This is a genomic window from Pseudomonas sp. JS425 (assembly GCF_018223845.1).
Taxonomy (GTDB): Bacteria; Pseudomonadota; Gammaproteobacteria; order Pseudomonadales; family Pseudomonadaceae; genus Aquipseudomonas; species Aquipseudomonas asiatica.
On the sequence record NZ_CP073661.1, the window covers coordinates 5733324 to 5755610 of the forward strand.

The 22287-nt window shown below is 64.8% G+C and carries 19 protein-coding genes; 12 read left to right on the plus strand and 7 right to left on the minus strand.

The window, feature by feature from the left end; all coding sequences use genetic code 11:
- Positions 1 to 129 precede the first annotated feature (129 nt).
- Genes KDB76_RS26370 through KDB76_RS26395 form a run of 6 tightly spaced genes read right to left on the minus strand, consistent with a single transcriptional unit; the run spans position 130 to position 9015 of the window.
- Complete coding sequence (locus KDB76_RS26370; protein ID WP_013974523.1) at positions 130 to 603, minus strand: chemotaxis protein CheW; 474 nt, start codon at positions 601 to 603, stop codon at positions 130 to 132.
- On the minus strand, positions 596 to 5548 hold the full coding sequence (locus KDB76_RS26375; RefSeq protein ID WP_038410192.1) for an Hpt domain-containing protein: 4953 nt from the start codon (positions 5546 to 5548) through the stop codon (positions 596 to 598). Before KDB76_RS26375 ends, KDB76_RS26370 begins: the two co-directional genes overlap by 8 nt.
- Before the next feature lie 35 nt (positions 5549 to 5583).
- Entirely contained in the window at positions 5584 to 7608 is a 2025-nt protein-coding gene (locus KDB76_RS26380; protein WP_230491512.1) for a methyl-accepting chemotaxis protein, read from the minus strand.
- A gap of 41 nt (positions 7609 to 7649) precedes the next feature.
- Complete coding sequence (locus KDB76_RS26385) at positions 7650 to 8204, minus strand: chemotaxis protein CheW (RefSeq protein WP_003257767.1); 555 nt, start codon at positions 8202 to 8204, stop codon at positions 7650 to 7652.
- Positions 8201 to 8566, minus strand: coding sequence for a twitching motility response regulator PilH (gene pilH / locus KDB76_RS26390; RefSeq protein ID WP_003257768.1), 366 nt, complete (start codon positions 8564 to 8566; stop codon positions 8201 to 8203). The genes KDB76_RS26385 and pilH overlap by 4 nt, the downstream gene beginning before the upstream one ends.
- 47 nt (positions 8567 to 8613) lie before the next feature.
- Positions 8614 to 9015: a response regulator gene (locus KDB76_RS26395; protein WP_003257770.1), complete on the minus strand. Its 402-nt coding sequence runs from the start codon at positions 9013 to 9015 to the stop codon at positions 8614 to 8616.
- A 212-nt stretch (positions 9016 to 9227) separates the two neighbouring features.
- Here KDB76_RS26395 and gshB point away from each other — a divergent pair, with 212 nt between their 5' ends.
- The 7 genes from gshB (at position 9228) to KDB76_RS26430 (ending at position 15209) form a co-directional block, all read left to right on the plus strand.
- Positions 9228 to 10181 (plus strand): glutathione synthase, encoded by a 954-nt coding sequence (gshB, locus tag KDB76_RS26400; RefSeq protein ID WP_013974527.1) that lies wholly within the window; start codon positions 9228 to 9230, stop codon positions 10179 to 10181.
- Positions 10182 to 10272: 91 nt separating this feature from the next.
- A complete protein-coding gene (locus tag KDB76_RS26405; RefSeq protein ID WP_013974528.1) occupies positions 10273 to 11178 on the plus strand; it encodes an energy transducer TonB in 906 nt (301 codons plus the stop codon).
- Between the two features lie 171 nt (positions 11179 to 11349).
- Positions 11350 to 11919: a YqgE/AlgH family protein gene (locus KDB76_RS26410; RefSeq protein ID WP_013974529.1), complete on the plus strand. Its 570-nt coding sequence runs from the start codon at positions 11350 to 11352 to the stop codon at positions 11917 to 11919.
- Positions 11919 to 12356 carry a Holliday junction resolvase RuvX gene (gene ruvX, locus KDB76_RS26415; protein WP_013974530.1) on the plus strand — a complete coding sequence of 146 codons (438 nt, stop codon included), beginning with the start codon at positions 11919 to 11921 and terminating at the stop codon, positions 12354 to 12356. Before KDB76_RS26410 ends, ruvX begins: the two co-directional genes overlap by 1 nt.
- A 49-nt stretch (positions 12357 to 12405) precedes the next feature.
- A complete protein-coding gene (gene pyrR / locus KDB76_RS26420) occupies positions 12406 to 12924 on the plus strand; it encodes a bifunctional pyr operon transcriptional regulator/uracil phosphoribosyltransferase PyrR (protein WP_003257772.1) in 519 nt (172 codons plus the stop codon).
- Between the two features lie 12 nt (positions 12925 to 12936).
- The gene (locus tag KDB76_RS26425) at positions 12937 to 13941 is read left to right on the plus strand and encodes an aspartate carbamoyltransferase catalytic subunit (protein WP_013974531.1); all 1005 of its coding nucleotides are present in this window, start codon (positions 12937 to 12939) and stop codon (positions 13939 to 13941) included.
- A complete protein-coding gene (locus KDB76_RS26430) occupies positions 13938 to 15209 on the plus strand; it encodes a dihydroorotase (RefSeq protein ID WP_013974532.1) in 1272 nt (423 codons plus the stop codon). Before KDB76_RS26425 ends, KDB76_RS26430 begins: the two co-directional genes overlap by 4 nt.
- 64 nt (positions 15210 to 15273) lie before the next feature.
- Here KDB76_RS26430 and KDB76_RS26435 read toward each other — a convergent pair.
- Positions 15274 to 16625, minus strand: a protein-coding gene (locus tag KDB76_RS26435; RefSeq protein WP_230684691.1) for an IS3 family transposase whose coding sequence is annotated in 2 segments (ribosomal slippage) — positions 15274 to 16148 and positions 16148 to 16625 — 1353 coding nt in all. Because the reading frame shifts where the segments join, the coding sequence is not laid out codon by codon here.
- Between the two features lie 227 nt (positions 16626 to 16852).
- Here KDB76_RS26435 and hslV point away from each other — a divergent pair.
- From hslV to phaZ, 5 genes are all read left to right on the plus strand, one after another.
- Complete coding sequence (gene hslV, locus KDB76_RS26440; RefSeq protein WP_003249309.1) at positions 16853 to 17383, plus strand: ATP-dependent protease subunit HslV; 531 nt, start codon at positions 16853 to 16855, stop codon at positions 17381 to 17383.
- Positions 17384 to 17459: 76 nt separating this feature from the next.
- Entirely contained in the window at positions 17460 to 18803 is a 1344-nt protein-coding gene (gene hslU / locus KDB76_RS26445; RefSeq protein WP_015272084.1) for an ATP-dependent protease ATPase subunit HslU, read from the plus strand.
- A 196-nt stretch (positions 18804 to 18999) separates the two neighbouring features.
- Positions 19000 to 19377, plus strand: a complete 378-nt coding sequence (locus tag KDB76_RS26450) for a DUF971 domain-containing protein (protein ID WP_003249306.1) — start codon at positions 19000 to 19002, stop codon at positions 19375 to 19377.
- A gap of 269 nt (positions 19378 to 19646) precedes the next feature.
- Positions 19647 to 21326, plus strand: coding sequence for a class II poly(R)-hydroxyalkanoic acid synthase (phaC, locus tag KDB76_RS26455; RefSeq protein ID WP_015272085.1), 1680 nt, complete (start codon positions 19647 to 19649; stop codon positions 21324 to 21326).
- 62 nt (positions 21327 to 21388) lie between these two features.
- A complete protein-coding gene (gene phaZ, locus KDB76_RS26460) occupies positions 21389 to 22240 on the plus strand; it encodes a poly(3-hydroxyalkanoate) depolymerase (RefSeq protein ID WP_013974535.1) in 852 nt (283 codons plus the stop codon).
- The last annotated feature ends 47 nt before the right edge of the window (positions 22241 to 22287 follow it).

Genomic DNA, 22287 nt, shown 5'->3' on the forward strand with positions numbered 1-22287 from the left:
GGTTCCTGCGTCCTTCTGTTCCGGCCTCTTCGCGGGTAAACCGCTCCCACAGGGATCCCACGATACCAGAGGGTGGCGCACTACCTGTGGGAGCGGGTTTACCCGCGAAGAGGCCCTGTGTCTTACATCCTACCCAAGCTCAGGTTGCAATTGCGCGTCACGCACCAGCCGTTCCAGCCCGGCCAGGTCCGGCACCCGCGCTACCTGTTCGCCCACCTGCACCGCCGCCAGTTCCAGGCGACCCAACGCCACGTCCACGTAGTTCAGCTGGCTGTCCAGCTTGCATGAGCGCGGTATGTCCTGCAGCAACAACGCCAGGTAGCGCAGACCGGTATCACCCAAGGCATTGAGCACCACCACGCGTGCCCGCTCGCCGCAGGGTGTCTCGCCACCGCACGCGGCTTCGAAGCCGATCAGCGGCAGGCGCTGCTGGCGCCAGTCGATCCAGCCCAGGTGCCAGGCCGGCTCGCCGCGTTGGCACACCACATTGCGCTGGCCACTCAACTCGGCCACCGCCACGTTGGGCAACACCAGGGTACGGTCACCCAACGGCAGCAAAAGCCCGGTCAGGCTGCTGCGTTGGCCGGCGATCAGTTCAAGCATGGGTCTGGCTCCAGTGGGCAATGCTCTGCAACAGGACCGACTCCTGATACGGCTTGCCCAGGTATTCGTTGACGCCGATGGCCATGGCGCGGTCGCGGTGCTTCTGCCCGGTGCGCGAAGTAATCATTATGATCGGCAAGTCTTTCAGACGCTCGTCACGGCGGATACGTGTGGCCACCTCGAAGCCGTCCATGCGCGGCATCTCGATGTCCAGCAGCAACACATCGGGGCGGTGTTCTTCCAGCAGGGCCATTGCATCGACCCCGTCCTTGGCCGTCAGCACACTCATGCCGTGGCGTTCCAACAGGCGGCTGGTGACCTTGCGCACAGTCACCGAATCGTCCACCACCATTACCAGCAACGCCCGCCGTGGCGCAGGGCCGAACACCTGGCGCCGAGCCGCACCGCCACCCGGCAGGCGCGCCAGGCGCCGCTGCTGGCCACGCAACTGGCCCAGCAGGTCAAGAATCAGTACCACCCGACCATCGCCCAACAGCGTTGCCCCCGACAACCCGGCAACTGCGGCAAACTGCGGCCCCAGGCTCTTCACCACGATCTCGCGGCTGGGCGACAGGCTATCGGCCTGGATGGCGAACGATTGCTCCTGGGAATGCACCAGCAGCACTGGCAGAGGCACGCTCTGCCCGAGCAATGCCGGGCGTGGCATGCCCTGCAGCAGCTCACCCAGGTAGCGCAGCTCGTATTCGTGGCCGGCGTACACATAGCGTGGGGCGTCCAGCTGGTAGCACGCCGCCAGTTCTGCCGGCGGCACGCGGACGATGCCCTCGATGGTGTTCAACGGAATGGCGTACTGCTCTTCACCCAGGTGCACCATCAGCGCACGGTTGACCGACACGGTGAACGGCAGGCGGATCAGGAAGCGCGCCCCCTTGCCTTGGGCCGACTCGATACTCATCGAGCCACCCAGCTGCTTGACCTCCTCGTGCACCACGTCCATGCCCAGGCCACGCCCGGAAATCTGGGTGATCTTCTCGGCAGTGGAAAAGCCCGGGCGCAGAATGAACTGAAGGATCTCGTGATCGCTCAATTGCGCCTGCGGGTCCAGCAGGCCGCGCTTGATGGCCTTGCGGCGCACCGCTTCCAGTGGCACGCCGGCACCGTCGTCGGTCATTTCGATAACGATATCCGCGCCTTCGTGCAGCAGATTCAGGTGAATGGTGCCCTGCTCCGGCTTGCCCGCGGCCAGGCGCATTTCGCGGCTTTCCAGGCCATGGTCGACGGCGTTGCGCAGCATGTGCTCCAGCGGCGCCACCATACGTTCGAGCACGCTGCGGTCGAGTTCACCCTCGGCATTGCCGACCACCAGCTCCACCTGCTTGCCCAGCTCGCTGGCCACCTGCCGTACCACACGCTGCAAGCGCGGCACCAGGCGCTCGAAGGGTACCATCAGAGTAGCGGTCAGGCCTTCCTGCAACTGGCTGTTCACCCGCGCTTGCTGCTGCAGCAGGCTGTGGGCTTCCTGGGCGCGCTGTGCCAGGGTTTCCTTGAGGTCGAGCAAGTCCGAGGCGGACTCGAACAAGGCCCGCGACAGCTGCTGCAGTTGCGAGTGGCGGTCCATTTCCAGCGGGTCGAAGTCGTCATAGGCATCGCCTTCGAACTGCTGCCGGCTGGACATCCGCCCTTGGGTCTCGATATCCAGGCGCAGCAACTGGTCGCGCATGCGCTCGAGGGTGGTTTCCATCTCGTTGAGGGTGAACTGCGCATCGTTCACCTGCTGCTCGATGCGCCCGCGGATGATCGAGTGCTCACCGGCCAGGTTGCCCAGGTCGTCGAGCAGCTCGGCATCGACCTTGACCATATCACCTGGTGCCCGCTCCGGAGCCACCGCCGGCGCCTCACTGGTCGCGGCCTCGACCGGCCCCTGGCCGGCAGCGCTGTCGGCCAGGGCCGAGAAGCTGAAGTTGCGGATGTAGTCGATCAGCGCGGTGGCAGCATGCAGCGGTTGCCCCAGGCGCACGGCATCGAGCATATGCGCCAGGCGGTCATGGCAGTTCTGCAGCAAGGCGAACAGTGGCGCGCTCGGTGGCATACGGCCTGCGGCCAGCAGTTCGTAGAGAAACTCCAGCTCGTGGGCCAGGTCGCCGATCGGCGCAATTTCGACCATGCGCGCCACACCCTTCAGGGTGTGCAGGTCGCGCATCAGGTTGTCCACCTCGACACTGCTGCGCGGGTCAGCCTGCCAGCGCGCCAGGGCAGCGGCGGCACTCTCGACGATGTCCGAGCTTTCTTCGAGGAAGACTTCCAGCAGCTCTTCGCCTGGGCTTTCCGGCTCTTCGACCAGCGGCTCGGCCACAGCTGGCAGCAAAGGGTTGTGCGCAGGCCCGAGGCCAAGGGTATCGGCCAGGTCCATGTCCGGATGCAACGGCGTGACCGTGTCGATGCCCACCAGGCCAGTGGCCTCCGGTGCCAGGGCCTGGCCAAGCAGGTGGCGCAGGCTGTCGACCAGCTCTGGCCTTGGCGGGATGTCCTGCCCGGCCGCCACTTCGTCGAGCATGTCCAGCAGTGCTTCATGGGCCCGCTGCACGTGGGCGAAGAACCGTGCATCGGCGGGCAGGCTGCCCTCCTCCACGGCGCCGTACAAGTCGAGCAAGGCCTCGCACACGTCATCCATCTGCCACAGGTCGGCCAGATGCGCAGCGTGGCCCAGGGTAGTCAGTTCGTCGAGCAGGGTGTCCAGCGCATCGCGCTGGCCGGGCTGTTCCTGCCAGCGCGACAGCAACGACTCGGCATCAAGCAGGATATCCATGGCCTGGGCCAGGAAACTGGCAATCGATTGCGGGTCGCGCTTGCTGCGCCGCCCATGCTGCGGGTCGTCATGCAAGCTGGCCAGGTGCCCGTCAACCGCCTGGCCGACCTGCTCGATCAGTTCCGCGGCGCCGGGGATGGCTGCCAACGGCGTGCTGTCGAGTTGCGCCAGGCCCAGGTGGAACAGCGAGCGCGCAGCTTCCAGCCATTCGATCTCGGCCATTTGCAGGGGCAGTTGGTGGCCCTTGTATTCACGAGCCAGGCGGTCGAAGGCGGTGGCCAGTTCGGCGACCGGCATCACCCCGGCCATGGCGGCACTGCCCTTGAGCGTATGCAGGGCGCGCTGCAGGCCATCGCTGACCTGCGTATCGTGGCCGTCGGCGCCCTGCAGGAAAGCATCCAGGCTGGCCAGGTGGCCCTGCGCCTCGCTGCGGAAAATCTCGAGCAGTTGCGGATCGAGGCCGTCGATGTCGGCCGCCACCGGGGCATCGTTTTCGGCCAGGGCATGCAGGTGCCCGGCCAGTTGCTCGATTTCCGTCAGTTGCGGTAACTGGCCTGCGGCAAAGTCGGCCAGCAGGTCGGGCAGGTAGACGAATACCTGCTGCAGGGCCACCACGCCTTCCGGGCTGAGCACGCTGCGGCCCTCGAGTACCCGGTTCAGCAGGTGTTCTGCGCCCCAGGCCAGCTCGGCCACCGCCTCGGCACGCACCATGCGGCCGCTGCCCTTGAGCGTATGCAAGGCGCGGCGTACTTCTCCCAGTGCCTCGCGCTGCTGGTTGTCGGCACGCCAGCGCAACCAGTGGCGCTCGATTTCCGGCAGCAGTTCACCGGCCTCGTCGAGAAACACTTCACGCAGCTCGTCATCGATGCCATCAGCGCTGCCATCCTGGCCTGCGGTGGCCTCGACCATCGCGCAGTGCACACCCAGTGTCGCCAGGCTGGCGCGCGCCATGTCGATGAAGGGCTGGCCATCCGCCAATGGGTCCGCCACCCGCCATTGCAGGTAGCATTCGGCGGCGCTCAGGGCCTCGGCCAAGTGCGTCAGCTCATCGGCTGGCGGCTCCACCTCCAGGTGCTGCAGCCACCGCTGCACATAGCTGGCGCAACCGGCAAACAGCTCGGCCACGGTCGGCAGCATCAACATCGCCAGTGCACCACGAATCTGCTGCAACAGCCCTGGCAAAGGTTGCAGGCGTTGCCGAGGCCAGCCGGATTCCAGGCAATCGCCGATCAGGTCCTTGGCCTGCTGCAGCACATTCAGCGACTCGTTCAACACCAGCTGGCGGATTTCGGCCAGGTCCGAGCCCGGCAGGCCGCCCTGGCCGTTTTCCTCCAGCGGGCCAACCATGCCATTGAGCGTGGCCTCCACGTACAGCAGGGCCCCCGCTACATCCATCAACACCGCGTCGTCCACGGCCCGCTCGCCTTGGGCCAGGGCCTGCAGCGCCAGCACCTGGTCGATGATCACCCGGCGTGGCTGCTGGAAGCCAAGCACCGCCAGGGTGTCGGCCACGTGGCGCAGCGGTGCCAGCAGGGCATCGAGCTGCTCGCTGTGCTGGCGATCGCCACGCACGAACTGGTCCAGGCGCTCCTTGATGCGCATCAGGTCGTCGCACAGCGCGGTCACCACCGAGCGCAGGGCATCGCGGCCCGGCCCTGCCTGCAGCTGGTCGCGCCAGTTGCCCAGCGACAGGTCGAGGTTGGCCAGGTCGTCGGCACCGGCAAAGCGTTGTGTGGCGCCGCTGATCAGGCTGGCCTGGGCCAACGGCTCCTCGCCACGGCAGGCACGCAGCTGGTTGAGCAGCGGCAGCATCACCAGTGGCAGGTCGTGGCGGGCGCCGCGCAGGCGCTCCAGATACGATGGCAATTGCTCCAGGCCGCGGAACAACGCGCCCAGGCAATCACCGCGGGGGCTGACCTGACCATCGGCCAGGGCCTTGGCGAACAGCTCCAGTTCTTCAGCCAGGCGCGTGGCACCGCGCAGTTCGAGCATGCGCAGGCAGCCGTGCACCTGGTGGAGGTTGTCGACCACGAACGCCATCATCGACAGGTCGCCAGGCTCGCCGGCAAAGCGCTCCAGCGCCTGGCGCGCCTGGCCCAGGCAGTCAAGGATGGCGGCTTTGGTCCAGGCCAGCGCCACGGTGTCGTGGCGCTCGGGGCTTACAGCTGCTACAGCCATGGGCACTCCTCGGCGCTGCTCTTCAGTAGGGCTATTCACTTGGGCTCTGCTGGTGGTGGCAGGGTGAACCCGGACACCGAACGGCGCATCTCGCTGGCCATGCGTGCCAGGTGGCGGATGCTGTCGGCAGTGGCGCCGGAGCCGGCGGAGGTCTGCGCGGTAATCTGCTGGATGACCGCCATGGTGTGGGAGATCTGCCCGGCAGACGAAGTCTGCAGCTGGGCGGCATCGGAGATGCTGTGGATAAGGTCGGCGAGGTTCTGCGATACGCCTTCGATCTCGGCCAGCGCCACCCCGGCATCCTGGGCCAGGCGGGCACCTCGCACCACCTCGGCGGTGGTCTGCTCCATGGATATCACCGCCTCGTTGGTGTCGGCCTGGATGGTGCGCACCAGCGCTTCGATCTGCCGGGTGGCCGAGGACGAGCGTTCGGCCAGGCGCTGCACTTCGTCGGCGACCACGGCGAACCCACGGCCGGCCTCGCCGGCCAGCGAGGCCTGAATCGCCGCGTTGAGGGCGAGGATGTTGGTCTGGTCGGCAATGTCGTCGATCAGGCTGACGATGTCGCCGATTTCCTGGGAAGATTCACCGAGGCGCTTGATCCGTTTGGCGGTGTCCTGGATCTGTTCGCGAATGTTGTCCATGCCGTTGATGGTGTTGTGCACCACCTCGTTGCCCTTGTTGGCGATCGCCACCGAGCGCTCGGCCACCTTGGCCGACTCGTAGGCATGCGCCGAAACCCGGTCGATCGATTCGACCATGTCGCCAACCGCCTCGGAAGCCTCGCTGATCTGCTCGGCCTGGTGCTCCGAGGCCTTGGCCAGCTGGCGTGCGGTGTTCTGTGTGTCCTGCACGGCGGCAGCGACCTGCACGGCACTGTGGTTGATGGTGGCGACCAGGTCGCGCAATTGGTCCACGGAATAGTTGATCGAGTCGGCAATGGCGCCGGTGAAGTCTTCGGTCACCGATACGGTCACGGTCAGGTCGCCGTCAGCCAGCTCTTCGATTTCGTCGAGCAGGCGCATGATCGCCTGCTGGTTGCGTTCGTTCTTTTCCGCCGTCTCACGCAGCTGGCGGTTGGTGGTGCGTACCATGACCAGGCCGATGAGGATGATCGAAGCCAGCGCCAGAAGGCCCAGGACATAGCCGCCGACGGTGTCGAGCGTGCGCCCGCCAGCCAGGTTCTCGAAACCGTTGGCCAGGTGCGAGGCCTCGTCGAGCAGGGTTTGCGACAGGCTGAAGATGTTGCCCGCAGCCTCGCGCACGCGGAACAGTTCCGGCGAGGTTTCGAGGATTTCATCCACCGAGCCGGCAACGAACTGGAACAGCTCGGCAATTTCAGCCAGGCGCGCACGGGCATCGGCGTCCTCGACACGGGTCACCTGGATCGCCGCGTTGCCACTGAGCATGCCCTCGAGCACCTGGCCGAAGCGCCCGGCATCGCGGCCGAAGGCATCCGCCGCCTGGGCCGCGGCATCGTCACCGGCCAGCACGGTGTTGACCGAGCCGAGAATGCGTTCGGCCAGCAGCAACTGGCGCTGGGCCACCGCCACCTGGCTGGCCGGGGCGCCACTCTGCAGCAGGATTTCGACCACTTTCTCGTATTCCACCTGCAACTGCGGCACGGTCTCGGCCAGGGTCGCCGCCACCTGGTGCAGCGACAGCACGGTCTGCTCGCTGGCCAGGATGGTGTCGGTGTTCTTGCGCAGGTTTTCCCAGTCGCGGCGTACCGCTTCCATCTCGTCACGCACCATGGGCGGCGCAGGTGGCAGGCCGGTGGACTTGTCACCTTCACGCAAGTAGCCCCAGCGCCGTTCGAAATCGTTGCGCGCGTCCGACAGCAGCTTGAAGGCCAGGGCCTTGCCGGTGGCGGCTTCGGTGGCGTTCTTGGCGATGCGCTGCGACAGCACCCGCAGTTCGCCGGCGTGGCCGATGTACTGCTTGTCGTAGTTGGACTGGGTGTTCAGGTAGGCAAAGTTGGCGAACAGCAGAATGATCGACAGGATCAGGATCAGGAACAGCACGGTGATCTGCGCGATGCTGCGGGTACGTGGGGTCACGGTGGTGACGGGGGTGGCAGGCTTGTTCACGTTCGCAGGTCCTATAACGCCACATCGAGAAAGCCCGGCGCCTGGGCCAGGGCGAAGGGGCTGAAGATCGCCCAGTTGCGTTCACGCGGGAAATGCCCCTGCACGAAAGGTGCAGCCGCGCGGATCAGGGGCTGTGGCGGCGACAGTTGCAGGCTGTCGAGGGCAAAGTGCTGCAGGCCCAGCACCTCGTCCACCAGCAGGCCGACGAACAGGTCCTCGTGATCCAGCACCAGCACCCGCCGCTGCTTGCCCGGGGCGGCGTGGCCCAGGCCGAAGAAACTGCTCAGGTCCATCACCGGTAACAGCCGCCCGCGCAGGTTGGCTACCCCGCACACCCACGGCTGCACGCCGGGGACGCGGCTGCTGCGCGGTTCGCGCAGCACCTCGGCAACCTCGCCCATGGGCGCGACGAACCATTGCCCGGCTATGCGGAAGCCGATGCCGCTCCACTGTTGCAGGCGGTTGTCCTGCGGTGGCTGGTCGGCGACCAGCAGGCGGCAGCGCCGGTCGATGTCCAGCAACAACTCGAAGGCGGTCAGCGACGCGCCCTGCGGGCGGGTGGTCAAGCCCCGAGCACTTCTTTGAGCTTGGCGATCAGCGCGTCCTCTTCCACCGGCTTGGTCAGGAAGTCACGAGCGCCCTGGCGCGTGGCCCAGATACGGTCGGTTTCCTGGTCCTTGGTGGTGACCACGATCACCGGGATGGTGCTGGTTTCCGGGTCCTTGCTGAGCTGACGGGTTGCCTGGAAGCCGTTCATGCCGGGCATCACGATGTCCATCAACACCGCGTCGGGCTTGTCCTGCCGTGCCAAGGCCACGCCATCGGCACCGTTGTTGGCCTTGAGCACCTGGTAGCCGTGCTTTTCCAGCCATTCGGTCAATCGGTACATCTCTGTCGGCGAGTCGTCGACAATCAGAACTCGGGCCATGCTGGTTCCCCATCAGGAAAGAAAGACCGTGCCATGGCGGGGCGCGGTCAGGGTGCGTGTTGTTGGGCTGCGGCAAAACCGGGCACGTGGGCGCGGATCGCGTCGAGCAGTTCTTCCTTGCTGAACGGTTTGGTCAGGAACTGGTCGGAGCCGACCACCCGGCCGCGGGCCTTGTCGAACAGGCCGTCACGTGACGAAAGCAGAATGACCGGGGTGTCCTTGAAGGCACTGTTGTGCTTGATCACCGCGCAGGTCTGGTAGCCGTCCAGGCGCGGCATCAACACATCGACGAAGATGATGCTGGGCTGGTGGTCGACGATCTTGGCCAGCGCATCGAAGCCATCGCTGGCGGTGATCACCTCGCAGCCCGCTTCACCGAGCAACATCTGTGCGGTGCGGCGGATCGTGCGCGAGTCGTCGATCACCATCACCTTCAGGGGTTGTTCCATCACTTGGGCTACCGTCGCTGCTTATGCCGAATTCCTGGAGCTGCTGCGCAGCCCCAAAGGCCTGTTGTATAGCGCTATGACTGGCATTTTTAGCACACTCCGGGTGGCCGTTCCATCTGCGGCGCCCCTTGACCGGCGGCGTTCACGGCGCCACCCTGAGCCACTTTTCTTTCGATCCATCGCGGCCACGTGCCGCCAAGAGGAACCACCCCATGAGCGTTCGCCTCGGCATTGTCATGGACCCCATCGCGTCCATCTCCTACAAGAAGGACAGCTCGCTGGCCATGCTGCTGGCCGCCCAGGCACGCGGCTGGAGCCTGTTCTACATGGAACAGCGCGATATGTACCTGGGCGCCGGCCAGGCCCGTGCGCAGATGCGCCCGCTGAAAGTGTTCGCCGACCCGGCCCGCTGGTTCGAGCTGGGCGAGGAGCAGGACAGCGCGCTGGCCGAGCTGGACGTGATCCTGATGCGCAAGGACCCGCCCTTCGACATGGAGTTCGTCTACAGCACCTACCTGCTGGAGCAGGCCGAGCGCGAAGGCGTGCTGGTGGTCAACCGCCCGCAGAGCCTGCGCGACTGTAACGAAAAACTGTTCGCCACCCAGTTCCCGCAGTGCATGGCGCCTACCCTGGTCAGCCGCCGTGTCGACATCCTGCGCGAGTTCGCCGACAGCCGTGGTGACGTAATCCTCAAGCCGCTGGACGGCATGGGCGGCGCCTCGGTGTTCCGCCACCGCAAGGACGACCCGAACCTGTCGGTGATCCTGGAAACCCTGACCCAGCACGGCAACCAGCAGATCATGGCGCAGGCCTACCTGCCGCAGATCGTCGACGGCGACAAACGCATCCTGATGATCGACGGCGAGCCGGTGGACTACTGCCTGGCGCGTATCCCGGCCAGCGGCGAGACCCGTGGCAACCTGGCCGCCGGCGGCCGTGGCGAAGCACGCCCGCTGACCGACCGCGACCGCTGGATCGCCGCCCAGGTCGGCCCGACCCTGCGCGAGAAGGGCCTGATGTTCGTGGGCCTGGACGTGATCGGCGACTACCTCACCGAAATCAACGTCACCAGCCCCACCTGCATCCGCGAGATCGATGCCGCCTACAACACCGATATCGGCGGGCAATTGATGGATGCCATTGATCGCCAGCTGAAGGCGCGCTGACCGCCGACGCACGGCAACAACCCAGAGTGGGGTATGATGCGGGTCCTTTTAGCCTGGCCTGCTGCCCCGCCCTGCGGTTGCTGGAAACCCGATGACGCTGCCCGCTGACATCCCCGCCGACCTGCTGCCCCCCCGTGTTCGCCCGGTGGACCGGCTCGGCTTTACCCTGTTCCTGGCTGCCCTGGTGCACCTGGCGCTGATCCTCGGCGTCGGCTTCAGCGTGGTCAAGCCTGCCGAAATCCGCCACACCATGGACATCACCCTGGCCACCTTCAAGAGCGAGAAACCGCCGGAGAAAGCCGATTTCCAGGCCCAGGACAACCAGCAGGGCAGCGGCACCCTGGACAAGAAAGCGGTACCCAAGACCACCGAACTGGCACCGTTCCAGGACAGCAAGATCAACAAGATCACCCCGCCACCCGCCGCGAAGCCCGAGGTGGTACCGCCCCCTGTCCCGCAGAAGTCGGCGGTAGTGACCACGGCGCCCAAGCCGCAGAAGGTCGAGCCCAAACCCAGGGAAAGCAAACCGCAGCCCAAGCCGGCAGCCCCGGCACCGGACTTCGACAGCTCACAGTTGTCCAGCCAGATCGCCAGCCTGGAGGCGGAGCTGTCCAACGAGCAGCAGATGTACGCCAAGCGCCCGCGCATCCACCGGCTCAATGCCGCCTCGACCATGCGCGACAAGGGGGCCTGGTACAAGGAAGAGTGGCGCAAGAAGGTCGAGCGGGTGGGCAACCTGAACTACCCCGATGAAGCGCGCCGGCAACAGATCTACGGCAACCTGCGCATGATGGTGTCGATCAACCGCGATGGCTCGTTGTACGAGGTACTGGTGCTGGAGTCGTCCGGGCAACCGGTGCTTGACCAGGCGGCGCAGCGCATCGTGCGGCTGGCGGCGCCGTTTGCGCCGTTTACCGGGGACCTGGCCGAGTTTGACCGGCTGGAGATCATCCGCACCTGGCGCTTTGCCCGTGGGGACCGTTTGTCCAGTAACTGACCTGCGGCATTACGCGGTCCCTGTGGGAGCAGGTTTACCCGCGAAAGCGTCCGACTAAGCGACATCATTGCCTGATCTGGCGCATTCGCGGGTAAACCCGCTCCCACAGGGAACGCGCAAGCCTCGTTACGCACCTTGTCAGCCTCGCCACCTGGCGCCACACTATCCCCCATGAAAACCCTCACGCCGAGCTACCTCAAGCATCAGTTCCTGATCGCCATGCCACACATGGCCGATCCGAACTTCGCCCAGACCCTCACGTACATCGTCGAGCACAACGCCCATGGCGCCATGGGCCTGGTGGTCAACCGGCCGCAGGAGCTGAACCTGGCCGACATCCTCGAGCAGCTGCGCCCGGACGAAATGCCACCGGCCAGCACCTTGCAGGTGCCGATCTACCAAGGTGGCCCGGTACAGACCGACCGTGGCTTCGTGCTGCACAGCAGCGAATGCAGTTTCCAGGCCACCGTGGCGCTGGATGGGCTGTCGCTGACCACCTCGCAGGATATATTGCTTGCCATCGCCGCCGGGGTAGGCCCGAAACAGAGCCTGATCACCCTGGGCTATGCCGGCTGGGAAGCGGGCCAACTGGAAGCGGAGCTTGCCGACAACGCCTGGCTCAACTGCCCGTTCGACCCGGAAATCATCTTCGGCCTGACCAGCGACCTGCGCCTGGAAGCCGCCGCCGCCAGCCTGGGGATCAACCTGAACCTGCTGACCAGCCAGGCGGGCCACGCCTGATGGCCGAACTGCACCCGGAATTGCGTCTGCTGCTGGGCTTCGACTACGGCAGCAAACAGATCGGCGTAGCCGTCGGCCAGGTGGTTACCGGCCAGGCCCGCGAGCTTTGCACCCTGAAGGCACAGAACGGCGTGCCGGACTGGGCCCAAGTGGAAAAGCTGATTGCCGAATGGAAGCCCGACGCCATCGTCGTCGGCCTGCCGCTGAACATGGACGGCACCCCCAGCGAAATGAGCGCCCGCGCAGAAAAGTTCGCCCGCCGCCTGAACGGCCGCTTCAACCTGCCCGTGCACACCCACGACGAACGCCTGACCACCTTCGAGGCCAAGGGCGAGCGCATGGCCCGTGGCGGCCAGCGCGGCAGCTACCGCGACAACCCGGTCGATGCCATCGCCGCCGCCCTGTTGCTGCAAGGCTGGCTGGAGGCCAATACCTGATCATCTTTGCCGCCGGCCCCGCCCGGCGCACCCTTCCGAGGAGCCCGCAATGAGCCTACCCAATCCCGCCGACCTGATTCGGCAGATGGCTGTCGACCTTCGTGCCCACCTGGCGCGCCGGGCAATTAACGAACCGCGCTACATCGGCATCCGCACCGGCGGCGTCTGGGTTGCCCAGGCCCTGCAGGAAGCCATGGGCGACACCAGCCCCATGGGCACTCTGGACGTGTCGTTCTATCGCGACGACTTCAGCCAGAACGGCCTGCACCCGCAAGTGCGCCCGTCCGAACTGCCGTTCGAGGTCGAGGGCCAGCACCTGGTGCTGGTGGATGACGTGCTGATGAGCGGCCGCACGGTACGCGCCGCGCTCAACGAACTGTTCGATTATGGCCGCCCGGCCAGCGTCACCCTGGTCTGCTTGCTGGACCTGGATGCCGGCGAACTGCCAATCCGCCCGAATGTACTCGGCGCCACCCTGTCGCTGCCCCCCCATGAACGGGTAAAATTGACCGGACCCGCACCGCTCGCCCTCGAGCGCCAGGACCTCGCCTCCGCTTCCGCCCTTTAAGAGTCCCCCGCGATGACGCCAATCGACGCCAAGCGCCCGCTGCAGCTCAATGATCAGGGCCAGCTGCGCCACTTCCTCTCGCTCGACGGTTTGCCCCGCGAACTGCTCACCGAGATCCTCGACACCGCCGACTCCTTCCTGGAAGTCGGTGCCCGGGCCGTGAAGAAGGTCCCGTTGCTGCGCGGCAAGACTGTGTGCAACGTGTTCTTCGAGAACTCCACCCGTACCCGTACCACGTTCGAACTGGCGGCCCAACGCCTGTCGGCCGACGTGATCAGCCTGAACGTGTCGACCTCCTCGACCAGCAAGGGCGAAACCCTGTTCGATACCCTGCGCAACCTCGAAGCCATGGCCGCCGACATGTTCGTGGTGCGCCACTCCGACTCCGGGGCTGCGCACTTCATCGCCGAGCATGTGTGCCCGGAAGTTGCCGTGATCAACGGCGGTGACGGCCGCCACGCGCACCCGACCCAGGGCATGCTCGACATGCTCACCATCCGCCGCCACAAGGGCAGCTTCGAGAACCTGTCGGTGGCCATCGTCGGCGACATCCTGCACTCGCGCGTGGCCCGCTCCGACATGCTGGCGCTCAAAGCGCTGGGCTGCCCGGACATCCGCGTGATCGGCCCGAAAACCCTGATCCCGATCGGTATCGAGCAGTACGGCGTGAAGGTCTACACGGACCTCGCCGAAGGCCTGAAGGACGTCGACGTGGTGATCATGCTGCGCCTGCAGCGTGAGCGCATGGCCGGCGGCCTGCTGCCCAGCGAAGGCGAGTTCTACCGCCTGTTCGGCCTGACCACCGCGCGCCTGGCCGGCGCCAAGCCCGACGCCATCGTCATGCACCCGGGCCCGATCAACCGTGGCGTGGAAATCGAGTCGGCGGTGGCCGACGGCAAGCACTCGGTGATCCTCAACCAGGTCACCTACGGCATCGCCGTGCGCATGGCCGTGCTGTCCATGGCCATGAGCGGGCAGAACGTGCAACGTCAATTCGACCAGGAGAACGCCCAGTGACCATCAGTATTCTCGGCGCCCGGGTCATCGACCCGAACAGCGGCCTGGACCAGGTCACCGACCTGCACTTGGACGGCGGCCGCATTGCCGCCATCGGTGCAGCCCCGGCCGGCTTCAGCGCCAGCCGCACGATCCAGGCTGATGGCCTGGTCGCCGCACCCGGCCTGGTCGACCTCGGCGTGTCCCTGCGCGAGCCGGGCTACAGCCGCAAAGGCAACATCGCCAGTGAAACCCGCGCCGCCGTCGCCGGCGGTGTCACCAGCCTGTGCTGCCCGCCGCAGACCAAGCCGGTGCTGGACACCTCGGCCGTGGCCGAGCTTATCCTTGACCGCGCCCGCGAGGCCGCCAACAGCAAGGTCTACCCGATCGGCGCCCTGACCAAGGGCCTGGAAGGCGAGCAACTGGCCGAGCTGGTGGCACTGCGCGACACCGGCTGCGTGGCCTTCGGCAATGGCCTGAAGGAAATCCCCAACAACCGTACCCTGGCCCGCGCCCTGGAATACGCCGCCACCTTCGACCTGACCGTGGTGTTCCATTCCCAGGACCGCGACCTGGCCCAAGGCGGCCTGGCTCACGAAGGTGCCATGGCCAGCTTCCTCGGCCTGCCGGGCATTCCGGAAACCGCCGAGACCGTGGCCCTGGCGCGCAATCTGCTGCTGGTGGAACAGACCGGCGTGCGTGCTCACTTCACCCAGATCACCAGCGCCCGTGGCGCGCGGCTGATCGAGCAGGCCCAGCAGCTTGGCCTGCCGGTGACCGCCGATGTGGCGCTGTACCAACTGATCCTTACCGACGAGTCGCTGCGTGAGTTCTCCAGCCTGTACCACGTGCAGCCACCGCTGCGCACCGCCGCCGACCGTGACGGCCTGCGTGCGGCGGTGAAGTCGGGCGTGATCCAGGCGATCTCCAGCCATCACCAGCCACACGAGCGCGACGCCAAGCTGGCCCCGTTCGGCGCCACCGAGCCGGGCATCAGCAGTGTCGAACTACTGTTGCCGCTGGCCATGACCCTGGTGCAGGACGGCCTGCTCGACCTGCCAACCTTGCTAGCCCGCCTGAGCAGCGGCCCGGCGGTGGCCCTGCGCCTGCCGGCCGGCGAGCTGAAAGTGGGAGGCGCGGCCGACCTGGTGCTGTTCGACCCGCAAGCCTCGACCGTGGCCGGCGAGCAGTGGTTCTCCCGCGGTGAGAACTGCCCGTTCATCGGCCACTGCCTGCCGGGTGCGGTGCGTTATACCTTGGTCGATGGGCATGTCTGCCACGAGGCCTGAGTGAAGCTCTTCGCGGGCACGCCCGCTCCCACAGGATGGACTGCCCCCGAAAAGTTGGACAGTTTTAGCCAGTGGCCTGAGTCCTGTAGCTGACAGGGCTCAGGCCATTGAGTTTCAGCCTGATGCGGTCATGGTTGTAGTAATGGATGTACTCCTCCAGGCCCGCCTTCAGCTGTTCGACGCTTTCAAAGCGCTTCAGGTAGAAGAACTCTGACTTCAGTGTGCCGAAGAAGCTTTCCATCGCTGCATTATCCAGACAATTGCCCTTGCGAGACATGCTCTGCTTCACACCGCGCGCTGCGAGCTTATGGCGGTATTGGGGCTGCTGGTAATGCCATCCTTGGTCTGAGTGGATCACTAGCTTGGGCTTTTCACCCAACCCATCGAGCGCCTTTTCCAGCATGTTCCCGACCAAGCCATAAGTAGGCCGGCAAGCTGTTTCATAGGCGATGATCTCACCGTTGTACAAGTCCATCACGGGCGACAGGTAGAGCTTTTGTTGGGCCACTTTGAACTCAGTGACATCGGTCACCCACTTCTGGTTGGGGCGTTGCGCGACGAAATTACGCTCCAGCAAATTCATTGCCACCTTGCCGACAATGCCGCGATAGGATCGATACTTCTTCGGGCGTACAACGGACTGCAAACCAAGCTCAGCCATCAACCGTTCAATGACCTTCTTGTTGACCAAGGTCCCCTGATTCCTGATGGCAAGGGCAATGCGGCGGTAGCCATACAGCCCTTTCTCCTCGTGATAGACACGCTGCACCAACTCCTTGAGCGAGGCGTGCCTGTCCGGCTTTTGCTGGCACTTGATCTGGTAATAAAAGGTACTGCGTGCCAACCCCACCATCTGCAAGAGGTCAGGCAGCGGATATTTATGTCTGAATTTACAGACGATCAGGGCTTTTTCGTCCGTGTTCGCTCCTTCTCCTCTCGCAGAGCCTTTAACTCCTTTAGGACATCATTCTCCATGCGCAGATACTCGAGCTCGCTCAACAACTGCTCACGAGATTTCTCTGCGTCATTGGTATCTGTCGGCTTGATGGGCTTAATTTTCTTCGGCACGGCTGATTTTCTTTGTTTGGCGAGAGTGGCTTCAGGACTGCCACTGTAGTGCTGCCGCAGCCAAATGCCTATCTGTGAGGACTGTCCAAGGTCAAAGTGCGCCGCTGTTTGGCGCAGGGACAGGCGATGCTCAAGCATGTACTTGAGCACCCGCCGCTTGAATTCCTCGGTGTAGCGGCGACCATGCGAGCGAGGGCCGAGGCTGGCATCGACTTGGTAGCCAGCAACCCAGCGCCGAAGCAGGCTGAAATCGATGCCAAAGTGTTGTGCCACCTTGCGAAAGCCCCGGCTGCCCTCTAGGTAAGCGGTGATAGCCGTGAGCTTGAACTGCTCTGTGTATTTACCCATAGATCCCCCAAGGGTTGGATTGGTGTCCAACTTCTTGGGGGCAGTCCAGGATCACCACTATTCCAAGGCATGTGGTAATCCTGTGGGAGCGGGCGTGCCCGCGAATGCCCTTGCAGGGTTCCCCCTGTCATGCGCGACCATTCATCCCCCACGGTTGAAATCCTTCCCCCCACCCCCATATGAGTCTGCATCAGGCACTTTCGCCCCGCTGCGTGGAGACTCTCCCCTTGACCACCATCGTTTCTGTCCGCCGTAACGGCAAAGTCGTCATGGGCGGCGACGGCCAGGTATCCCTCGGCAACACCGTGATGAAAGGCAACGCCAAGAAGGTGCGCCGCCTGTACCACGGCCAGGTCATCGCGGGCTTCGCCGGCGCCACCGCCGATGCGTTCACCCTTTTCGAGCGCTTTGAAGGCCAGCTTGAAAAACATCAGGGCCACCTGGTCCGCGCCGCCGTCGAGCTGGCCAAGGAATGGCGTACCGACCGTTCCCTGAGCCGCCTGGAAGCCATGCTGGCCGTGGCCAACAAGGACGCCTCCCTGATCATCACCGGCAACGGCGATGTGGTCGAACCCGAAGACGGTCTGATCGCCATGGGTTCCGGCGGCGCCTACGCCCAGGCCGCAGCACGCGCCCTGCTGAACAAGACCGACCTCTCGGCCCGTGAAATCGCCGAGACCGCCCTGAACATCGCCGGCGACATCTGCGTGTTCACCAACCACAACCTGACCATCGAGGAGCAGGACCTGGCCGACTGATCAGCTGTTCTGGCGCTCCATCCCGGTGATGGGGCTTTTCCACGCTGAATCATTCTGCCCGAGGACCCTATTGATCATGTCCATGACCCCCCGCGAGATCGTCCACGAACTCAACCGCCACATCATCGGCCAGGACGACGCCAAGCGCGCCGTGGCAATCGCCCTGCGCAACCGCTGGCGGCGCATGCAGCTCCCCGCCGAGCTGCGCGCCGAAGTGACCCCGAAGAACATCCTGATGATCGGCCCAACCGGCGTCGGCAAGACCGAAATCGCCCGCCGCCTGGCCAAGCTGGCCAACGCGCCGTTCCTCAAGGTCGAAGCCACCAAGTTCACCGAAGTGGGCTACGTGGGCCGCGACGTCGAGTCGATCATCCGCGACCTGGCCGATGCCGCGCTGAAGATGCTGCGTGAGCAAGAGATCATCCGCGTGCGCCACCGCGCCGAAGACGCCGCCGAAGACCGCATCCTCGATGCCCTGCTGCCGCAGGCGCGGGTCAGCAGCTTCGCCGAAGAAGCCGCGCAGACCAGCACCGATTCCAACACCCGCCAGCTGTTCCGCAAGCGCCTGCGCGAAGGCCAGCTGGACGACAAGGAAATCGAGATCGAAGTGGCCGATGCCGTGGGCGTCGAAATTGCCGCGCCGCCCGGCATGGAAGAAATGACCAACCAGCTGCAGAGCCTGTTCGCCAACATGGGCAAAGGCAAGCGCAAGGCGCGCAAGCTGAAGGTCAAAGAGGCGCTGAAGATGGTTCGCGATGAAGAAGCGAGCCGCCTGGTCAACGAGGAAGAACTCAAGGCCAAGGCCCTGGAAGCTGTCGAGCAGCACGGCATCGTGTTCATCGACGAAATCGACAAGGTTGCCAAGCGCGGCAACGTTGGCGGCGCCGACGTGTCCCGTGAAGGCGTGCAGCGCGACCTGCTGCCGCTGATTGAAGGCTGCACCGTCAACACCAAGCTGGGCATGGTCAAGACCGACCACATCCTGTTCATTGCCTCGGGTGCGTTCCACCTGAGCAAGCCGAGCGACCTGGTGCCCGAACTGCAAGGCCGCCTGCCGATCCGTGTGGAGCTCAAGGCCCTGACCCCTGAAGACTTCGAGCGCATCCTGCAGGAGCCGCACGCGTCGCTGACCGAACAGTACCAGGCCCTGCTCAAGACCGAAGGCCTGAATATCGAGTTCCTCGCCGACGGTATCAAGCGCCTGGCCGAGATTGCCTACCAGGTGAACGAGAAGACCGAGAACATCGGTGCCCGCCGCCTGCACACCCTGCTCGAGCGTTTGCTCGAAGAGGTGTCGTTCAGCGCTGGCGACCTGGCCAGCACCCATGACGAAGCGCCGATCCAGATCGACGCGGCGTACGTGAACAGCCACCTGGGTGAGCTGGCGCAGAACGAAGACCTGTCGCGTTACATCCTGTAAGACCGCAGGGGGCCGCCTTGCGGCCCATCGCGACGCAAGGCCGCTCCCACAGGTAGGGCGTTGCCCTCCAATGCAGCGCTGAACTTGTGGGAGCGGCCTTGTGTCGCGAAAGGGCTGCGCAGCAGCCCCAATGTCCCTTGAATCCCTCCTCCATAAGCTGGAAGCTTGCACCATCAGCTCCCGAGAGATTCCAGCCATGGCCCGCCTGCCCACCGCCATCAACCTGCACAAAGCCTCGAAAACCCTCAGCCTCACCTACGCCCCCGGCGAGGTCTACCACCTGCCCGCCGAATTCCTGCGCGTGCACTCCCCCTCCGCCGAGGTCCAGGGCCACGGCAACCCCATCCTGCAGTTCGGCAAGATCAACGTCGGCCTCAGCGGGCTGGAACCTGCCGGGCAATACGCACTGAAACTGACCTTCGACGACGGCCATGACAGCGGCCTGTTCACCTGGGAATACCTCGAGCAGCTGTGCCTGCGCCAGGAACAGCTGTGGGCCGAGTACCTCGACGAACTGCACAAGGCCGGGAAATCCCGCGACCCCGCCGAGTCGGTGGTCAAACTCATGCTCTAGCGCAAGGCCTTCAGGATTTAGAGCGCATTTTCTAAATTCATTTGTTTGAATACCTTACAGACAGCCCAGTGACGGGCTGTCTTGCGCATTACATGAAAGTCGGGTAACCAATGGGGGGTGGCAAGTTCCCTGCATCAAACTGCAGATAGCCAGAACCCTCGCAGCACCGCTGTTCCTTATCACTGGTCACCCGAGTAGCAGTACCGGGCTCAGAACTGTGCACCCGCCACAGAAACCGGTACTCGTCTCAGGACAACGGAGCGTCGTAGATGAGTAACAAGAACAACGATGAGCTGCAGCGGCAGGCCTCGGAAAACACCCTGGGGCTGAACCCGGTCATCGGTATCCGTCGCAAGGACCTGTTGAGCTCGGCACGCACCGTGCTGCGCCAGGCCGTGCGCCAACCGCTGCACAGCGCCAAGCATGTGGCCCACTTTGGCCTGGAGCTGAAGAACGTGCTGCTGGGCAAATCCAGCCTTGCCCCGGAAAGCGACGACCGTCGCTTCAATGACCCGGCATGGAGCAACAACCCACTTTACCGCCGCTACCTGCAAACCTATCTGGCCTGGCGCAAGGAACTGCAGGACTGGATCGGCAGCAGTGACCTTTCGCCCCAGGACATCAGCCGTGGCCAGTTCGTCATCAACCTGATGACCGAAGCCATGGCGCCGACCAACACCCTGTCCAACCCGGCAGCGGTCAAACGCTTTTTCGAAACAGGCGGCAAGAGCCTGCTCGATGGCCTGTCCAACCTGGCCAAGGACCTGGTCAACAACGGCGGCATGCCCAGCCAGGTGAACATGGACGCCTTCGAGGTGGGCAAGAACCTGGGCACCAGTGAAGGCGCCGTGGTGTACCGCAACGATGTGCTGGAGCTGATCCAGTACAGCCCCATCACCGAGCAGGTGCATGCCCGCCCGCTACTGGTGGTGCCGCCGCAAATCAACAAGTTCTACGTATTCGACCTGAGCCCGGAAAAGAGCCTGGCGCGCTACTGCCTGCGCTCACAGCAGCAGACCTTCATCATCAGCTGGCGCAACCCGACCAAAGCCCAGCGCGAATGGGGCCTGTCCACCTATATCGATGCGCTCAAGGAGGCGGTCGACGCGGTGCTGGCGATTACCGGCAGCAAGGACCTGAACATGCTCGGTGCCTGCTCCGGCGGCATCACCTGCACGGCATTGGTCGGCCACTATGCCGCGCTAGGCGAGAACAAGGTCAATGCCCTGACCCTGCTGGTCAGCGTGCTGGACACCACCATGGACAACCAGGTCGCCCTGTTCGTCGACGAGCAGACCCTGGAGGCCGCCAAGCGCCACTCCTACCAGGCCGGCGTGCTCGAAGGCAGCGAGATGGCCAAGGTGTTCGCCTGGATGCGCCCCAACGACCTGATCTGGAACTACTGGGTCAACAACTACCTGCTCGGCAACGAGCCGCCGGTGTTCGACATCCTGTTCTGGAACAACGACACCACGCGCCTGCCGGCCGCCTTCCACGGCGACCTGATCGAAATGTTCAAGAGCAACCCGCTGACGCGCCCGGACGCCCTGGAGGTTTGCGGCACCCCGATCGACCTGAAACAGGTCAAATGCGACATCTACAGCCTTGCCGGCACCAACGACCACATCACCCCGTGGCAGTCGTGCTACCGCTCGGCGCACCTGTTCGGCGGCAAGATCGAGTTCGTGCTGTCCAACAGCGGCCATATCCAGAGCATCCTCAACCCGCCAGGCAACCCCAAGGCGCGCTTCATGACCGGTGCCGATCGCCCGGGTGACCCGGTGGCCTGGCAAGAAAACGCTACCAAGCATGCGGACTCCTGGTGGCTGCACTGGCAAAGCTGGCTGGGCGAACGTGCCGGCGAGCTGAAAAAGGCACCGACCCGCCTGGGCAACCGTGCCTATGCCGCTGGCGAGGCATCCCCGGGCACCTACGTTCACGAGCGTTGAGCTGCAGCGCCGTGGCCCCTGCGGGGCGCCACGGTGTTCATTTCACCCCATGAGTCACGCGCATGCCGCAACCCTATATCTTCAGGACCGTCGAGCTGGACAACCAGTCCATCCGCACCGCCGTCCGCCCGGGCAAGTCGCATCTGACGCCGCTGCTGATCTTCAACGGCATCGGCGCCAACCTGGAGCTGGTGTTTCCGTTCATCGAGGCGCTGGACCCGGACCTGGAAGTCATCGCCTTTGACGTGCCCGGGGTCGGCGGCTCGTCCACGCCGCGCCACCCTTACCGCTTCCCCGGGTTGGCCAAGCTGACGGCACGCATGCTCGACTACCTCGACTACGGCCAGGTCAATGCCATCGGCGTGTCGTGGGGCGGCGCCCTGGCCCAGCAGTTCGCCCACGACTACCCCGAGCGCTGCAAGAAGCTGGTGCTGGCCGCCACTGCCGCCGGTGCGGTGATGGTGCCGGGCAAGCCCAAGGTGCTGTGGATGATGGCCAGCCCGCGGCGCTACGTGCAGCCGTCGCATGTCATCCGCATTGCGCCGACGATCTATGGCGGCGGCTTCCGGCGTGACCCGGACCTGGCCATGCAGCACGCCGCCAAGGTGCGATCCGGCGGCAAGATGGGCTATTACTGGCAGCTGTTCGCCGGGCTTGGCTGGACCAGCATCCATTGGCTGCACAAGATCCAGCAGCCGACCCTGGTGCTGGCAGGCGACGACGACCCGTTGATCCCGCTGATCAACATGCGCCTGCTGGCCTGGCGAATTCCCAATGCCCAGCTACACATTATCGACGACGGCCATCTGTTCCTGATCACCCGGGCCGAGGCCGTCGCCCCGATCATCATGAAGTTCCTTCAGCAAGAGCGTCAGCGCGCTGTCATGCACCCTCGCCCGGTTTCGGGTGTGTGAAGGCGATTTGGGACCCTGTGGGAGCGGGTTCACCCGCGAAGAATCCA

Coding starts and splice junctions, on each gene's coding strand:
- KDB76_RS26370 (WP_013974523.1), bottom strand. CDS start 603: ATGCTTGAACTGATCGCCGGCCAACGCAGCAGCCTGACCGGGCTTTTG.
- KDB76_RS26375 (WP_038410192.1), bottom strand. CDS start 5,548: ATGGCTGTAGCAGCTGTAAGCCCCGAGCGCCACGACACCGTGGCGCTG.
- pilH (WP_003257768.1), bottom strand. CDS start 8,566: ATGGCCCGAGTTCTGATTGTCGACGACTCGCCGACAGAGATGTACCGA.
- KDB76_RS26395 (WP_003257770.1), bottom strand. CDS start 9,015: ATGGAACAACCCCTGAAGGTGATGGTGATCGACGACTCGCGCACGATC.
- gshB (WP_013974527.1), top strand. CDS start 9,228: ATGAGCGTTCGCCTCGGCATTGTCATGGACCCCATCGCGTCCATCTCC.
- KDB76_RS26405 (WP_013974528.1), top strand. CDS start 10,273: ATGACGCTGCCCGCTGACATCCCCGCCGACCTGCTGCCCCCCCGTGTT.
- KDB76_RS26410 (WP_013974529.1), top strand. CDS start 11,350: ATGAAAACCCTCACGCCGAGCTACCTCAAGCATCAGTTCCTGATCGCC.
- ruvX (WP_013974530.1), top strand. CDS start 11,919: ATGGCCGAACTGCACCCGGAATTGCGTCTGCTGCTGGGCTTCGACTAC.
- pyrR (WP_003257772.1), top strand. CDS start 12,406: ATGAGCCTACCCAATCCCGCCGACCTGATTCGGCAGATGGCTGTCGAC.
- KDB76_RS26425 (WP_013974531.1), top strand. CDS start 12,937: ATGACGCCAATCGACGCCAAGCGCCCGCTGCAGCTCAATGATCAGGGC.
- hslU (WP_015272084.1), top strand. CDS start 17,460: ATGTCCATGACCCCCCGCGAGATCGTCCACGAACTCAACCGCCACATC.
- KDB76_RS26450 (WP_003249306.1), top strand. CDS start 19,000: ATGGCCCGCCTGCCCACCGCCATCAACCTGCACAAAGCCTCGAAAACC.
- phaC (WP_015272085.1), top strand. CDS start 19,647: ATGAGTAACAAGAACAACGATGAGCTGCAGCGGCAGGCCTCGGAAAAC.
- phaZ (WP_013974535.1), top strand. CDS start 21,389: ATGCCGCAACCCTATATCTTCAGGACCGTCGAGCTGGACAACCAGTCC.